The following is a 16,111-nucleotide window of genomic DNA, read 5'->3' as shown; positions in this document are numbered from 1 at the left end:
AAGGCGCCTGGTCCTTTTTTTGTTTATGGAGGTTTTATGGCGACTATTTTTCTGGTTCTGCTTTCTTTTTCGGCTTCATGGACCCTCTATGGAGACCATCCCTCCCACTCTGTTGCCTTTTTCAGGTTTATGATGAAAATAGCAGGAATTTCCCCCTAAAAAAAGTATCTTAATAGTATAACCAAACGATCCAGGAGGCCACATGAAGTCAAGAACCGAAACCGAGATAATGAATATGATTTTAACAACTGCCAAGGAAGATGAGCGGGTGCGCGCGGTTATTCTGAATGGTTCGCGCGCGAATCCGAATGTGAGGAGGGATATTTTTCAGGATTACGATATTGTGTACATAGTTAGGGAAATGGAGTCCTTTATCTGTAATCATAGCTGGGTGGATGTATTTGGCGAGCGGGTTATGATGCAGATGCCGGAGGAGAAGGTGCTGCCGCCTGCCGATGGACGCGGACGCTTCCACTATTTGATGCAGTTTATGGACGGGAACCGGATTGATCTGACTTTAATTCCGGCTGAAAAGATGGATGAACTGCTGGAGCCCGACAGTATGAGTGTGCTGCTTCTGGATAAGGATGGGCTGATTGGGTACCTGCCGCCAGCCAGTGATCGGGATTATCTCATCAGGAAGCCGGATGCTCAAGAGTTTGCGGATCTCTGCAATGAGTTTTGGTGGATCACAATGAATATCAGCAAAGGGCTTTGGCGCAGGGAGCTGACTTACGCGATGTTTATGCATGAGCAGATCAACCGCAATGTGATGATTACAATGCTGGAATGGAAGGTCGGCATCGCAGCCGATTTTGCAAAGAGCGCAGGCAAAGCCGGCAAGTATCTGCCCGATTTTCTTCCTGCCGAGGATTGGGAGCAGTTCGAGGCCACCTATTCAGACGCCGATTTTAATCACATATGGGAAGTCCTTTTTACAATGTGCTCCCTTTTCAGAAAAACGGCCGTCGAGGTCGCGGAGAAACTGGGCTTCGAGTACCCATTTGAAGATGATAAGCGTGTGACTGCTTTTTTAAAGCATGTCCGCAGCCTGCCTGCCGATGCATCATACATCTATTAAAAAAATCCCCTTCATCAGGGGATTTTTCTAGTTATTCTTCAATTCCAGCTGTTCGAACGCAGACCAGTTCACCATTTTTTCAAGAAGAATGGAGATCAGGACGCCCATCAGGAGCCCGTTGGATAGGAATGGCTGAATCAGAACTGGCAATTCCGCGAACACCGCGGCCGGTGTATTCATCAAGCTGATGCCGATCAGGACGGGTGCAGCTAAACGGAAGATGGTGTCTGAGTTAAACACTTTTCCGCTTAAGCTGTTGAAAGCAGTCCCGAACAGCTGCAGATACGCGACAAACAGCACGGCGTTCCCGACTGTTACCGGCATGCCGGCCAGCCATGAACCTAGGTGCGGGATCAGGCCAATGACCGTCAACAGCGCACCCCCAATAAAGAATGGTGTTCTCATCAATATTCGCGTACTCTGAAGGAATCCGATCGATGAGGTAAACGGCGTATACGGCACGAGGCCAAACCCGCTTCCAATCACCGTGAATACCGCGGTGATAAAAATGGAGCCGCGGTACTCGCGCTTCCCGGATTCTTTTTTAAATAATCGGTCACTGGAACTGATGGAAGCGACTGTGTTGCTCAGGTTCATCAGACTGGCAAAAAAGGCTACAGCCACAATTCCGATTTCGAGGTTAGGCTGTCCCAGCGGAAACAGCATAAAGCTCACATCTCCAGACGCTGTCCCCTGCACCGCTTCACCGGCAAACAGGAGATCATAGCCGATCCAGCCTGCCAGCAACCCTATTAAAATAGAAAAATTGCTGATGACGGCGTTCCCTTTTAATTTTAATAAACTCACAAAAATGACGAGGGCAAAGGAATAAAGGGTGATTGGAACATCAATTGTTCCATGTTCACTGACCTTCATCATGCCTTTGAAAAAGATGAAAATCAGCTGGAAGGTTAATAGGAACAGGTAAACGGACATCACCATCGGGCTGAATATCGATTTTAGCAGAGAGATGCCGTTAAAGGCTGCGAGAATCAGCGTGACAGCCGAAGCGAGCAGCACGCCTGTCGCAATTCCGCCACCGATTTCCGTATAGCTCATGCCAAGGGACGACGCCGACAGGCCAAGGTTTAAGATGACTCCCCACAGCAAGCCGGAGTGGCCTTCCATGAGAGGATAACGATGCCCTTTCCAGCCTTGAAAAATGGTCGCCAGCCCCGTAAAGATAAGCGAGGCTCTCAGCATCATCGCAATCGTTTCTCCCGGCAGCCCGAAGACTGTTCCAACTGAAATCGGGACCATCACTGTATTTGCAAAAATAAAAAATAGCCATTGAACAGAAGAAAATATCGTTACGGTACCAAACCGTTTATCCAAGGTATCAACACCGCTTTCTATTATTTCGTTACTCTAAAAATAAACCAGCTATTATTATAGTACAAATCGTGAAAAATTTCTTTGGATTTTTCTTGAAGAAAGGTTGAAATTCAGGAGAAGGAGGAGCTGGAGCCCGGAATAACAGCGGCTGACCGATATATTGGAAATCTGACCGAAATAATAAAAAGCTGACCGATAAAGTGAAAATTTGACCGATATATCCATTAATTGACCGAAATACTAGAGAGGCTGACCGATATTTTCATTAAATGACCGAAATACTAGAGATGTTAACCGATATAACGGGCATGCAATATAGGAAAAGCCCGCAAATTCCATTGCGGGCCCCCTCCATTTTACATAAACCCGGAAAACCACAGTCCGAGCGCGGTTCCGACATAGTTGCCGATGATATAGCCTAGCGTTCCGACAACGAGTATCGGTCCGATCAGATCCTTCCAGCCTTTGGCGATGGCCATGGCGGCAGCGGTGGTCGGTCCGCCGACATTGGCATTGCTGGCCAAAAGGATTTCTTCGAGGTCATATTTTAATAGTTTGCCTGCTGTTAAGGATACGGCCAAATTCACCACAACGATGATGAACACAAATACCAGCAGCAGCGGGGCATTTTCAATAATCAGCGGGATCGATGCCGGAATGCCGATCACGACAAAGAACAGGTATATCAGGAATGTGCCGATTTCCTGGCTTCCGTTAATCGAATCGAAGTATTTGGGAAACATGGCCAGAGCAAGGAACGTCAGAGTGGTCAGCATCAGATATTTGTCTCCAAACAGCCCATTTACGAGATTGATAAAGAAAGAAACGCCGTCCCCGGAAGGAATGGCTGCGTCCAGGAATTCAGCGATTTTAAAAGAAACAATCACCAGCAAAAAGGCTGTTCCGACGGATAACGCGATATCCTTTAAGGAAATGTCCTTTCTCTTCCAAAAGCTTTCCGCAAGTGTCTTCCCCTCTTCTCCTATACTACCGCTTTCCACCTGGTCTACATGCGGCGTTTTAAACCGGCGCCGGAAAAAACCAATGGCTGGTACCATCATCAAAACGACGAAATAAATCGCCATCATTAAATTATCGGCGACAACTGCGGCGGAAACCATTTCTCCAGGCGTCTCGAATTTTGCCGCCATTGCAGCGAAGTTTACTCCGCCGCCAATATAGGACGCGCTGAGCATCGCGCCCAGTTTATCAAGGACAGGTATATGATCTTTCAGCAAGAAGAAGCTGATGATCACCCCTGCCACTGTCCCAATGGAGCTGATGAGAAAGATAATCAGCAGCCGGCCGCTTTCCTGCCAGATTCTTTTAATCTTCACATGAAAAAGAAGCAATGGGATCGCAAGCGGAATGATAAAAGTCCAGACTGCATCGTATACAGGCGATGCTGTCGGAATAATGCCGGTATTGGATAGAATAATGGCGCCAATCAGGGCAACAATCGCCCCTGAAATTTTTGCTGCCCAGCTGTATCGCTGCTCCAGATAGATGCTTGCCGAGGCCCAAACCACAATAATTCCCCATAGTGTTACATAATCATCAGCTTTAATAAGTGTCTGCTCCAATAGCATTTCCTCCTTTTTTACAGTGTCACTACTATTCATATTAGCCGTATCTCTTTTAAAATTCAAAATATTCAAACCGAACGAAATTGATTCGACAAAATTCGGGCGGTGCCTGTCACCAAAAATTATTTTATATTTTTTTGAAGCCGAAAGTGCTGTTTCGTACGTCTAGATTGCAGACACTTTTTTAGAAGGAAGGTTATTGCGTGATAGAAGTTAGAGAATTAAGCCATGCGTTTGAGATTGGCAAAAAAGAAAAGAAGACGGTTATTCCTGTATTGGAGGATGTTTCTTTTTCAGTGGAAAAAGGCGAGATTGTCACGATTGTGGGCAGGAGCGGATCCGGGAAGTCGACTCTTCTAAATATCATCAGCGGTTTTATTAAGCCAAAGCATGGAGAGGTGTGGATACATGGCGAGAAGGTCAGTGATTATAACGAAGGGAAATTTGCTGATTTCCGCCTGGCGAATCTCGGTTTCATTTTCCAGAGCTTTCAGCTGATTCCAAGCATGACGGCTTACCAGAATGTCGAGCTCCCTCTCATTCTCAAAGGGATGACTGAAAAGGAAAGACAGCAGAAGACGGAAGAGACGTTAAAGCGTGTAGGACTCATCGAATATAAGGATCATTATCCAAGTGAGCTTTCCGGCGGACAGCAGCAGCGCGTCAGCATCGCCCGGGCGCTTGTCGTGAATCCTCCCCTCATTCTGGCGGATGAACCGACAGGCAGCCTGGACAGCGAAACAGAAAACGAGCTGCTGCAGTTCATTCAAGAGCTGAACCGCGATCTGGGCATTACGTTTCTGATTATTACGCACGACGAAAAAGTGGCAGCCATCGGCCATAAGACAATTGAAATCACAGATGGAAGGGTTATGGAGGGTGTGTTGGCATGAATTTAAAAGATCAATTCAGATTTGTAAGGCAAAATATGAAAAAGAATAAAACAAGGCTGTTTATGACGATTTTAGCCACAGCGATTGGATGTACCTTTCTGATTGTGCTGGCATCGGTCGGATTCGGGCTGCATAAATCGATCATCCAGGATGTAATGGAAGACAGCCTCGTAACGGAAATCCAGGTTCACGGCAAGGAAGCGGGCGAAGGAAATTTCCAGGGCATCAAAGATGAAGATATCAAACATTTTCAAGAAATCACCGGGGTAAAAGCAGTCACCCGCAGGCAATCTCTGCAGCAAAGCCCGAGCTTTAAAACAGAGGATTATTCCGCTCAATCAGAAGCCGTTTCGGCCTATTTTCCGGAAGAAGTGAAGGCAGGATTCGAACTTTCTGAAGGAAGACTCCCGGAAAAAGGGAATGAAGTGGTGGTTGGCTCCTCCTTTGCAGATGCTCTGTCTCTGGAGCCGAAAGAAGGAGAAAACGCCTTTAATGAGGATGGATCTATAAAAGAAGAATACGCCTACAAGGGTGAATTAGTCGGAAAGACGATTGAAATGGAAGTTATCAAAATGGAGGATGGCAAAGAAATCAAAAAGTCCATTCCCCTGACCATAACCGGGGTCACGAAGAAGCCTTCTAAAGAATGGATGCAGATCCGCACGGTCTTCATTTCTGAAGACATCTTTAAAGAAGTCGAAGCTTTCACCGGCACACCTGGCGGAAACCCGGAGCAGATTGAAGGAACGCCCGAAGATACTGGCCGGATTTACGATACGGTCAGCCTTTACGCTAAAGATGTCGAGGCTGTCACAGGTATCAATGACAAATTGAAAGACGACAATTATATGGTCTATTCCATCGTAAACGAGATGAAGCAGATCAATATGGTTTTTACGATTCTAAAAATCGGTCTTCTCTTCATCGGAACCATCGCTTTAATCATTGCTTCCATCGGCATTTATAATACAATGACGATGGCCGTTACGGAGCGCGCCCCCGATATCGGCATCATGAAAGCGATCGGCGCCCATCCGAAGACGATTAAGCGGATCTTTGTCCTTGAAAGCAGCTATATCGGCCTGCTTGGCGCCCTGTTTGGCACAATTGTCGCTTATGGAATCAGCTATGCTGTCAACCTGGCCCTTCCGCTTGTGCTGGAAAGAGTGTTTGAGGAAGCTCCGCCTGAGGGTCTCATGCTTTCCTACATTCCGTGGTCCCTGACACTGATCAGTGTGGCGATTTGTCTGACAGTCACCATCTTCTCCGGCTGGCGTCCTGCCAAGCGCGCGACACAGGTGGATGTGCTGAAGGCGATGAGACGGGAAGTATAATAGAAAAAACATCGCTGGTTTAAGCCGGCGATGTTTTCCATTATAGCTTCATTGCTTCCTCGCGAACCTTCTGCAGGAATTCCTCTACCACCTTCAGGTTATTTTTATCGCCGCCAAGCTTCAGCATGGCCCTTCCAACGAAGTTTACCCCTTTATTTTCCCCTTCATAAATAAACCTGGTGTGGGATTCATCGATTTTGACCAGCGTAAATGCGAGGGTGATTTCAAAGGCCTTTCCCAATACAAAATGGATCTGCTTATGCTTTTTATCCTCTGAGTTCTCATAAGCCAGCGTTTCGACAATATAAGTCTCAAGACGCTTGCCTTCTCTGTAGGTTTGCCTGTGCTTTGCCCCTGCTTCATTTTCCCTTTTTTCGATCAGGATGTGCTCTTCAACCTTGGGCATGATTTTCTTTATGTGCTGGTCGGAAAACAAACTCCACACCATTTCAATATTTCTTTCAATCATGATTTCTTCTTTCCATTGAATCACGATTCTTCCTCCTTTCCCGATTCCAAAAAGGCATCGATTTCCTCTATTTGACCTTGAAGCTCCTCCATCTGCTTCTTGATCAGCTTTCTTTTTTGCAATAGCAATGCTTCCAGATTGGCGAATGATTCATCCTCCATCACGGAAATCATTTCCTGAATGGTGAAGCCTAATCTTCTTAGCTTTAGTAAAAGGATAGCCAAAAAGTAGCTGCCGTCATCGTAATACCGGTAATTATTATTAGGGTCAATAAATGCGGGCTCCAGCAGCTTCACTTCTGCGTAATATCGCAATGTTTCCTTCGTTAACCCGGTCATTTCCGCAAACTCGCTAATCTTGTACATCGCTTCCTCCCTTACATCTTAAACTGTGGGGTGCACCACACGGTCAATGCATTATTTTCAGTGTACATGAAAAAAGCCTTAACGGCATTGTCCGTTAAGGCTTCCGGGTTATTATGGGTTCAGCACAAATCTCAATGCACGGCTTAAAGCGGAAGGCACGACAGAAATATGGTTTTCCCCCTCGGCGATGTCCAGCATGACTTCCTTTATGTATTCTATTTATCTCAGCCTGAATATCAGGTCTTCTAATGTAAAACAATCTGTATTCATCTTTAACACTCCTGTTTCGTTCTGTTAATAATGATAATCATTATCAAAACAAGAGCATAAAAAAACATCGCCCTCTAGTGGCGATGCTTTCCGGACTTACCCATTTAAAAATAAGGTAGCTGTTACATATTTCTTTGTCAGCGACTTGTAGTAGGCCGATAAAACCGTCATTGAAGCCGTTACAAGAATATTGGAAACGATGTCTTTCTGCTGATCAGTAAAATCCTGAAAACTCTCCAATGTTTTCAATGCTTCTTTTTTGATGCATTGTTCTGTCTGATCGTACATGCTTTTCCCGGCACCATTGTGCTGATGGGCTTTTTCAAAAATGGCCGCGTAAGCAGAATAAAAAGGAATCGGCTCAATCAGGTCGTCTGTGCGGTCATCCAGATCATTAAAAAGGAGAGCAAGAATTTTTCGGATCGAATTGAAGTCAAGCGTCGCTTTCAGATCCTCCACGATAAAAAGCATGGCAGCCTGGTCGGCCGAATATTTCTTGCCGAGCTGCGGACTGCCAATCAGGTCCTTCACATCCCGCTTCACCCAGTTTTGCACAGCAGTCGAAGATAGATGGGTAAATTCGATCTGGTTTCCCAGCGCAACAATTTCATTGAGGGAAAAGCCGATTTTCTGCAAATCTGCCCGCAGCAATTTTTCAAATATGGCCGGCATTTTGGTATCCAGAAAAGCCTCCGTTGATATTCCCTTCTTTTCATGGGCGGCCGCCCATGCCTGCTGGAGGATTTGTTTGGGCGAATGCCCTCCTTCCCCCTTCAGCGACAGAAGGAAATCAGCCATGCTTTTCCTCGATAGCTGGAATAATTCCAAGATAATCAGCCCCTGCGTTCTCTTTTCGATGCTTTCATCCTAATGGTTTCAATGATAACAGTCAACGTCTATTTCATTACCGCCTAGTTTTTACTTGTCATTTTAATTGAAAAATTATATTATATAGTCAGATGACAAGTTCATATGAACTCAAAATAGATTAAAGGGTGAGGAAATGGGTAAACGTATTTTTTACTTTTTATTGACGAACGTGCTTGTTCTATTGACGATCAGTATTATTTTCTCGCTGATTGGCGGAGGTAATTACATCAATGCCCAGGGCGGCATTGATTTCGGCGCATTGCTTGTTGTCAGTGCCGTGATTGGTTTCACGGGCTCATTCATTTCTCTGTGGATGTCCCGCTGGATGGCCAAGAGAATGATGAATGTCCAGGTACTGGATCCAAATGGTGCCCTTTCAGCAGCTGAACGCGACATCGTGGAAAAAGTTCACCGCCTATCAAGAGCAGCAGGCTTAACACATATGCCTGAAGTGGGAATCTACCATTCCCCTGAAGTGAACGCATTTGCAACAGGTCCTACGAAAAAACGCTCTCTTGTGGCGGTTTCAACTGGATTGCTGCAGGAAATGGATGACGATGCAATTGAAGGTGTCATCGCCCATGAAGTCGCCCATATTGCCAACGGAGACATGGTCACCATGACCCTTCTCCAGGGGGTTGTCAACACATTCGTTGTCTTCCTTGCACGAATTGCAGCCTGGGTGGCATCCCGTTTTGTCAGAGAAGAAATGGCGCCGATTGTACACTTTATAGCTGTAATCGTGTTCCAAATCGCCTTTTCAATCCTTGGAAGCCTTGTGGTCTTCGCTTACTCACGCCACCGCGAGTTCCATGCGGACCGCGGAGGAGCTGACCTTGCCGGCAAAGACAAAATGACACATGCCCTGCAGATGCTGAAGGCCTACTCAAGCCGCATTAAGGGTGAAGAACAGACAGCGATCTCCACTTTGAAAATTAATAACAGAAGCAAAGCTTCCCTGTTCTCGACACATCCCGATTTGGATGAGCGTATTAGACGTTTGAGTGCGAAGTAAACATAAAAGCGCAAGCGCCTTGTCCACCCCCGACACCTCGAGGGGGTAGGCTGCTTGCGCTAGACATGGGAAAGGGTGCCCTCACGGGGGCACCCTTTTCATATTCTTTCCCCTCCAACTCTCTGAAAATTGTTTGCCCCTCCATTATCCGGGTAACCTCCTACTATACAGCAGGAAAAAGCATCGGGGCTAAGGCTGTGACGGTATGCCCCGATGCAGCACCCTGGATAATTAATTAAATCGAGGAGGACAAGAACATGAACGGTTTCCAGCGCATTGCACTTGTACTGACGATCATTGGATCCATCAATTGGGGGCTGATTGGATTTTTCCAATTTGATTTAGTTGCCAGCTTATTCGGAGGACAGGATGCAGTTTTATCAAGAATAGTCTATGGTTTAGTGGGAATTGCCGGATTGATCAATCTAGGTCTCCTCTTTAAACCAAGCCGCGAATATGAAAGAGAGCCGGAATCAAGACCTGTGCGATAAAAGGAATTCCCCCACCCAATATGGCTGGGGGGTCTTTCAATCAAACGTTTGATTGAACCGATAGACCAAAAAACGCTCATTTTCATTGCCCTCGAGGACCACCTCTTTTATCAGCTCAAATGGGGTGCTGTTTTCCAGATAAAAAATATAATCTTCTGAGGGGTAATATAAAATGATGTCCATTGTACGCGGGTTCCCTTCTGCTGAGCGCAGGATGCTGTTGACGACTTTCATGAAAATCTGCACCGAAAACGGATTGAAAAAGTAAAAGTGGCTGTCCTGCGGTGTTATTTCATAATCCTGAGCCAGGATGCAATGAAAGCTGATTCTGCCTTTTTCTCCTTTGTAAGTCCGCAGGTTTTCCAGTGCCTCACGGTAAAAGTCCTCACTCATCTCAACACCGGCAGCAGATGCCCGAAATGTATGGTGAATATAAAATGGCAGCCGGCCTTTGCCGCAGCCGAAATCCACCAGGCGGTCACTGCTTTCTAGCCCGTATTCGCTGAACAGTTTTTCCAGGCCGTGATATGGAGTGGGCTCGTAGCGGTGGTAGTGGAAAGATTTATGGAATCCTATTTGGTCGCCGCTTGTATGGATGCTGAGCATTTCATCAAATTTTTTCATGCTGGATTCCTCCGCTAAAAAATGCCTGCCGCCATCCAAATTGGACAGCACCAGGCATTGTTATATGTAGTATTTATTTCGATTCATTCACTAGATATTCTTTTAATGTCTGCTGCATTGTTCCCTTTGTTTCCGCCTGATTTTCGAATGATACGCCGGCATGGATCATTTTTCGGACAAGTTCAGCACGCAGGCCTGTAAGGACCGCATCACATCCCATCATTTTGATGCCGCTCAGGATCTTTTTGAAGTGAACAATGACGTCGATTTCCATATCGGCAATTCCGGAAAGATCCATGATCAAGGTCTGGATTTTAATGGATGAGATATCCATCAGAACCTTCTCTTCAATCGTCTGAATCCGGTAGGAATCAATCATGCCAATCAGCGGCAGTACGGCCACAGAAGTGCTGACCGGAATAATCGGCACCGACAAATGCTCAACCAGGTTGCGCTGTGACTTAAGCATTTCATCTTTATAATCAGAGTAGCTGATGAAGAAGTTATTCAAAAATTGGTCAACATGATCATTGACTTCCTTTTCCATATTATAGAAGTCCTCACCCACGGTCTGTTGCCCTTTGATTTTGTCAAACTGGTATAAAAAGTACCACAAAGTGCGCCGGATGGCCTGTACCCATTCCAGCTTAAATGACAGCGTCAGGGAATGCTCCGCCCAGGCAACGCCTTCCTGTCTGGCAAAAGCAATCAGCTCTTCTTCTTTATTTTCGGCCACATATAAAGCCAATTTCTCGGCATTTTTTAAAAGATCGATATTGCCTCTCTGGAGGATTTCATTGATTTTAGAGGCTACATTCACAGCCTCGGATAATAATTTTCGCTGAAAATTCTCACGATTTGCGACAATAAACCCTGCTATATCCTTGGTTTCCTTGTAAGTTGCTTCCATTTTAAGCATACGCCCCTTTGTTTTATATACTATACACTTTCGTTTTTATCTCGAAAAGTCCTTCTCTTGAACTTAAATATGGAAGATATCATCATGCTTCCAGACCCCTAACTTTTTATACCCTTTCTAATTTACCCTTAAACCTTTAATTTGATTTTTTTATAACGAAAAAGAAGCGCCGGAATTGGCGCTTCTTTTTAAAAAATTCCGGATGTGCTGATAAACACAACAACAATCGTAGCAGGAACCAATACTTTCATCAGGATGCTCCAGGCTGTGTACATAGCTGGCGAAAGATTGCTGCCAAGCAGAAATTCCTCTTTTACAAGCTGTTTGTCCATTCTAAAAGATATAAACAGGGCAATCAGCAGGCAGCCTAGAGGGAGCAGGATGTTGCTGACCAGGTAGTCGGTCGCATCAAAGATATTTTTCCCGAAAATGTTGAAGTCCCCAAGCAGGCTGAACGACAGCGCAGCAGGAATCCCGGCGGCAAACATGACAATTCCGGAGATCCAGGAGATCTTTTTCCGGGAATGCTTTCCGTTCTCGATGAATGCAGAAACGATGATCTCAAGCATGCTGAACGATGATGTTAAAGTGGCAAATAAGAAAAGCAGCAGGAAGATCGCCAGGAACATTTCTCCTAATGGGATCTGTGAAAAGACGGCCGGCAGGACCATGAACAAAAGTCCCGGGCCTTCCGTTGGTTCAAATCCGAATGCAAACACAACCGGAAAAATCGCCAATCCTGCCAAAACGGAAATTATGATGTTCATGATGACAACAGAGCCCGCTGAATTTGGGATGCTGACTTTTTTGTCCAGATACGAGCTGTAAGTGACCATGCATGAGAAGCCGACTGCCAATGCAAAGAAAGACTGTCCCAATGCATATAGGGCCGATTCCCCTGTGATTTTGCTGAAGTCCGGGTTCAGGAAGAACTTGACTCCTTCCATCGCTCCATCAAGCGTCAGTGCGCGTACCACAAGCACGATAAAAAAGATGAATAATAGCGGCATCATATATTTGCTTGCAGCTTCAATCCCGTTTTGGATTCCGAATGTGATAACCACAATGTTAATAAGCAGAAAAGCTGCCAGTCCCATTAGAGTCCAGCTTGGCGTGGAAGTGATCATGCCAAACAGTTCCGGATAGGCTGCACCTGGCGTGATGATTTTGCCGCCAATTGACAGGACTGTATAAATCAGCACCCAGCCTCCAACAACCGAATAAAAACTCAGCAGCAGGAAGCAGCCGACAACGCCAAGCTTGCCGGTAATGGTCCACGGGCTTTTTGGCGCCAGTTTATAATAAGCAGACACTGCTTCTTTCTGTGCGCCCCGCCCGATAATAAATTCTGAAATGAGCATCGGAAGACCAATCAGAATCGTAAATGCGATAAACATCAGCAAAAAAGCGCCGCCGCCGCTCGTTCCGGCTACATACGGGAACTTCCAGATCGCTCCCAGGCCAATCGCGGCACCCGCTGAGGACATGATAAAGCCGAATTTAGATGACCATTGCTCTCGATTTGTACTCATAGTACCCCCCTGTTCTCTATTTTTATGTAGGGGCCCGTTTTTAAAATGGCGGGCCCGGACTTTCCTTTAAGGCGCAGATTACAGCTCTGTGCGGATATCCCAAAGTTCAGGGAAGAAGCGCTGATCCAATACTTTTTTCAAATAGCCGACACCGGAGGAACCGCCTGTGCCCATCTTGAAGCCGATGATCCGTTCCACCGTTTTCATATGGCGGAAGCGCCACTGCTGGAGCCAATCTTCGATATCCACAAGTTTTTCTGCAAGCTCGTATAACTCCCAGTACTTTTCAGGATTTTTATACACCGTCATCCAGGCTGCGCGGACAGAATCATTTTCTTTGTATGTTCTGGTTACATCTCTGTTCAGAATGTCTTCATCAACCGGCAGGCCAGCTTTGTGAAGCGCGCGGATGGCTACATCGTATAGGCCAGGCTTTTCGAACGCTTCGGTTAATTTCGCATGAAGCTCCGGATCTTTTTGATAGATTTTCAGAACATGCTCGGTTTTGTAGCCTAACGCAAATTCTACCATACGATACTGGTAGGATTGGAAGCCAGATGCCTGGCCGAGTGAATCGCGGAACTCCATATACTCGGACGGCGTCAATGTGGACAGCACATCCCATGCCTGAATAATTTGCGATTGCGTCTTCGAAACGCGTGCCAATCGCTTCTGTGCTGTGGATAAATCATTGTTTTCAATCGATTCGATGGCTGCGCCCATTTCATGAAGAATCAGCTTCATCCACAGCTCACTCACCTGGTGTATGACGATGAACAGCATCTCATCATGATGGCCGGAAAGCCTGTTTTGAGCGGATAGGATTTTGTCGAGCTGAAGATATTCACCGTATGTCATGTTGTTGGTGAAATCTGTATGGATGCTCTTTTCAGAGGTTGTCGCGTTTACGTCCTGGTGTTTTTCGTTGCTCATGTGGGTTCCTCCTTGGTATTGGTTCTTGTCGTTCTCGATTCGGCCTGGTTCTGAGGCCCGGTATATCAGCGACTGACCGATATATCTGGAAAGTGACCGATATATTGAAAATCTGACCGATATTGTTATGTGATTGGCCGATAAATTAAAATTTTGACCGATATGTTACTTTTTTGGCCGATAGACCTGCTGCTGGTTGCGGCCGAACTTCATTTGGCCCGTAAATCCTGCAGTTTGGCCGGTATTTTATTGAAATTGGCCGGTAAATGTACCAGTTTGGCCGGTATTTCCTTCAAATCGGCCGGTAAAGGCTATCTCTGCTGGCTGCTGCGGTTCCTGCAAGGCAGAAATATAGCGTTTGGCCGATAAACCTGGCCGTTCGGCAGTTAATTAGGCTATTTTGGCCGTTATCCCGCCTAAATCGGCCGAATAACCGCCCGCACCGGGCTGCCGTCTCCGTCTTTTATCGGGAGCGGCAGGGCAATTAGCTCATAATTTCCTTCTTCTACCTCATCCAGCATGATATTTTCCAAAATATGAATGCCATTTCGATATAACGCATGGTGTGTTTCCATCTCTTTGCTGTCGAGCGCATCGACAGATGGCACATCCACTCCGAGCAGGCGCACGCCTTTACTGCCGAGGTAATCTGCCATATCCGCTGTCAGTTCAGGGATCCGATTCGGAAACACTTCCGGATCATTCGGAACCGCGGTCCTAAGCAGGACACGTTCCACGCCTTCGAGATCAAATCCGTTCAGAACTTCCGAATCCACCGTTTCATAGGCAGATACATCAATTACCCGCGCCGGTCCGATATACAGCTCGATGTCCAGGTCCAAGATCTTTTCGCCTTCATCATTAAAATGGAACGGCGCATCGACATGTGTTCCGGTATGCAGGCTGGTCGTAATCCGGCCAATATTGACAGAGCCGGTTTGTTCTTTTGTAAAAGCCGTTTCATAGCTGAATGGCGTATCACCTGGCCAGTGGGCGATGCCGCTGGTGAGCGGCTGTGAAATATCAATCCAGCCTTTTTTCATCATGCTACGACTCCCCGCTTATTTTCATATTGTTTGTATTTTTCCTCTTCCATGATGCCTTTTAAAATTTGCACCGTTTTCCACACTTCTTCAAATGTGTTATACAAAGCAACCGGCGCCAGGCGGATTCCGTTTGGCGCACGGAAATCCGGAATGACTCCCTCAGACTTCAGCGCCTTGCAAATCCTTGCTGCTTCCGGGTGCTCCAGATAAATATGGCCGCCGCGCTTCTTTTCATCAAGCGGGTTGCGCAGGATAAATCCGTGTCCGTCAAGCTCATGCTGAATCAGCTCAATCATATAGCCCGTCAGTTTAAGGGATTTTTCACGGATTCTTTCCATGCCGACTTCATTAAACGTGCTGAGTGACCCAATAATTGGCGCCATGCTAAAGATATTCGGAGTTCCAATCTGATATGCGCCTGCATCTTCTGCTGCTGTCAGCACATGTTCCATATCAAACTGCTTATCCTTGCGGGAGCTGAACCAGCCGGCTAGTCCCGGGACCTGGCCAAAATGGCGCTTGTTCACAAACAATCCGCCCGTCGAGCCTGGTCCCCCATTCAGATGCTTATAGTTGCACCAGAACGCGAAATCCACATCCCAATCACTCAGAGAATGCGGGACAGATCCAACCGAATGACATAGATCAAAGCCAATCTCAATCCCGCGCTTATGTGCTTCTGCAGTCAGATACTCGATATCCAGCACCTGGCCGCTTCGGTATAAAACACCCGGCAGGACAATCAGCGCGATTTCATCTGTCATCGCCGCGACAATGTCTTCTTCCCTCAGAGTATGGCCATCCGCGCTTTTCACCTGGACAAGATGCTCTTCAGGATCATAGCCCTTCAGCTTAACCTGGCTTTGCAGCGCATAAATATCACTTGGAAAATTCAGTTCATCTGCCAGTATCTTCGTTCTTTTTCCTTCCGGCTTATAAAAAGTCGAGACAAGCTGGTGCAGATTAACGGTTGTGGAACCGCTTACAATCACTTCCTCCGGATTTGCCCCCACGATTGGCGCCAATTCTTTTCCGAGTTTTTCAGAAAGATAGAACCAGGGATTGTCCCCTTCTGTCCAGCCGTCAATAGCATGGTGCTTCCAGGAATCCAGCAGTTCGAGGAGTGACTTTTCCGCACGTTTTGAAAGCAATCCAAGTGAATTGCCATCCAGATAAATTCCATCTTCTTTTATATAAAACTCTTCCCGGTAGGACAGATCATTCCGTGCATCCATTCCGATTGCATACTCTCGTGTAATATCCATTGATTTCCAACCTTTCAGAATATTTATTATTTACGAAAATTATATTGTTTGATTGACACTATGTCAATGATATAATGTCAGTA

General features: G+C 46.2%; 16 protein-coding genes. 5 read left to right on the top strand and 11 right to left on the bottom strand.

Features of this window, described 5'->3' with window-relative positions:
* Window positions 1-202: 202 nt before the first annotated feature.
* Window positions 203-1,081 carry an aminoglycoside 6-adenylyltransferase gene (locus IRB79_RS05695; RefSeq protein ID WP_243507274.1) on the top strand — a complete coding sequence of 293 codons (879 nt, stop codon included), beginning with the start codon at window positions 203-205 and terminating at the stop codon, window positions 1,079-1,081.
* 27 nt (window positions 1,082-1,108) lie between these two features.
* Here IRB79_RS05695 and IRB79_RS05690 read toward each other — a convergent pair whose 3' ends face one another.
* Window positions 1,109-2,416 (bottom strand): uracil/xanthine transporter, encoded by a 1,308-nt coding sequence (locus tag IRB79_RS05690; RefSeq protein ID WP_243507272.1) that lies wholly within the window; start codon window positions 2,414-2,416, stop codon window positions 1,109-1,111.
* Window positions 2,417-2,772: 356 nt separating this feature from the next.
* Window positions 2,773-3,999 carry a DUF819 family protein gene (locus IRB79_RS05685; protein WP_243507270.1) on the bottom strand — a complete coding sequence of 409 codons (1,227 nt, stop codon included), beginning with the start codon at window positions 3,997-3,999 and terminating at the stop codon, window positions 2,773-2,775.
* 206 nt (window positions 4,000-4,205) lie between these two features.
* On the opposite strand from IRB79_RS05685, the gene IRB79_RS05680 reads away from it, so the two are divergent.
* The gene (locus IRB79_RS05680) at window positions 4,206-4,895 is read left to right on the top strand and encodes an ABC transporter ATP-binding protein (RefSeq protein WP_243507268.1); all 690 of its coding nucleotides are present in this window, start codon (window positions 4,206-4,208) and stop codon (window positions 4,893-4,895) included.
* Window positions 4,892-6,229, top strand: coding sequence for an ABC transporter permease (locus IRB79_RS05675; RefSeq protein ID WP_243507266.1), 1,338 nt, complete (start codon window positions 4,892-4,894; stop codon window positions 6,227-6,229). Before IRB79_RS05680 ends, IRB79_RS05675 begins: the two co-directional genes overlap by 4 nt.
* Before the next feature lie 40 nt (window positions 6,230-6,269).
* Here the strand turns inward: IRB79_RS05675 and IRB79_RS05670 are convergent, their stop codons facing one another.
* From IRB79_RS05670 to IRB79_RS05660, 3 genes are all read right to left on the bottom strand, one after another.
* Window positions 6,270-6,722, bottom strand: a complete 453-nt coding sequence (locus tag IRB79_RS05670; RefSeq protein ID WP_243507264.1) for an SRPBCC family protein — start codon at window positions 6,720-6,722, stop codon at window positions 6,270-6,272.
* A complete protein-coding gene (locus IRB79_RS05665; protein WP_243507262.1) occupies window positions 6,719-7,063 on the bottom strand; it encodes a MerR family transcriptional regulator in 345 nt (114 codons plus the stop codon). Before IRB79_RS05665 ends, IRB79_RS05670 begins: the two co-directional genes overlap by 4 nt.
* A 366-nt stretch (window positions 7,064-7,429) precedes the next feature.
* Window positions 7,430-8,161, bottom strand: coding sequence for a DUF1836 domain-containing protein (locus IRB79_RS05660; protein ID WP_243507260.1), 732 nt, complete (start codon window positions 8,159-8,161; stop codon window positions 7,430-7,432).
* A gap of 175 nt (window positions 8,162-8,336) precedes the next feature.
* Between IRB79_RS05660 and htpX the strand changes: the two genes are divergently transcribed.
* Both htpX and IRB79_RS05650 read left to right on the top strand, forming a co-directional pair.
* A complete protein-coding gene (gene htpX, locus IRB79_RS05655; protein ID WP_221881002.1) occupies window positions 8,337-9,218 on the top strand; it encodes a protease HtpX in 882 nt (293 codons plus the stop codon).
* A gap of 257 nt (window positions 9,219-9,475) precedes the next feature.
* Window positions 9,476-9,709 carry a DUF378 domain-containing protein gene (locus tag IRB79_RS05650; RefSeq protein ID WP_243507258.1) on the top strand — a complete coding sequence of 78 codons (234 nt, stop codon included), beginning with the start codon at window positions 9,476-9,478 and terminating at the stop codon, window positions 9,707-9,709.
* 36 nt (window positions 9,710-9,745) lie between these two features.
* Here IRB79_RS05650 and IRB79_RS05645 read toward each other — a convergent pair whose 3' ends face one another.
* The 6 genes from IRB79_RS05645 to kynU all read right to left on the bottom strand — a co-directional run bounded on the left by IRB79_RS05645 (window position 9,746) and on the right by kynU (window position 16,028).
* Window positions 9,746-10,333 (bottom strand): SAM-dependent methyltransferase, encoded by a 588-nt coding sequence (locus IRB79_RS05645; RefSeq protein ID WP_243507256.1) that lies wholly within the window; start codon window positions 10,331-10,333, stop codon window positions 9,746-9,748.
* A gap of 73 nt (window positions 10,334-10,406) precedes the next feature.
* Window positions 10,407-11,243 carry an STAS domain-containing protein gene (locus IRB79_RS05640; protein ID WP_243507254.1) on the bottom strand — a complete coding sequence of 279 codons (837 nt, stop codon included), beginning with the start codon at window positions 11,241-11,243 and terminating at the stop codon, window positions 10,407-10,409.
* Between the two features lie 197 nt (window positions 11,244-11,440).
* A complete protein-coding gene (locus IRB79_RS05635; protein ID WP_243507252.1) occupies window positions 11,441-12,784 on the bottom strand; it encodes a sodium-dependent transporter in 1,344 nt (447 codons plus the stop codon).
* Between the two features lie 78 nt (window positions 12,785-12,862).
* The gene (gene kynA, locus IRB79_RS05630) at window positions 12,863-13,717 is read right to left on the bottom strand and encodes a tryptophan 2,3-dioxygenase (RefSeq protein WP_197246894.1); all 855 of its coding nucleotides are present in this window, start codon (window positions 13,715-13,717) and stop codon (window positions 12,863-12,865) included.
* A 416-nt stretch (window positions 13,718-14,133) separates the two neighbouring features.
* Entirely contained in the window at window positions 14,134-14,763 is a 630-nt protein-coding gene (kynB, locus tag IRB79_RS05625) for an arylformamidase (RefSeq protein ID WP_243507250.1), read from the bottom strand.
* Window positions 14,760-16,028, bottom strand: a complete 1,269-nt coding sequence (gene kynU, locus IRB79_RS05620) for a kynureninase (protein WP_243507248.1) — start codon at window positions 16,026-16,028, stop codon at window positions 14,760-14,762. The genes kynB and kynU overlap by 4 nt, the downstream gene beginning before the upstream one ends.
* Window positions 16,029-16,111 lie beyond the last annotated feature (83 nt).

The sequence above is a fragment of the Cytobacillus oceanisediminis genome, assembly GCF_022811925.1.
Classification (GTDB): domain Bacteria; phylum Bacillota; class Bacilli; order Bacillales; family Cytobacillaceae; genus Cytobacillus; species Cytobacillus oceanisediminis_D.
The sequence above is the reverse complement of the archived record's forward strand: the minus strand, read 5'-3'. Positions and strand labels throughout refer to the sequence as shown.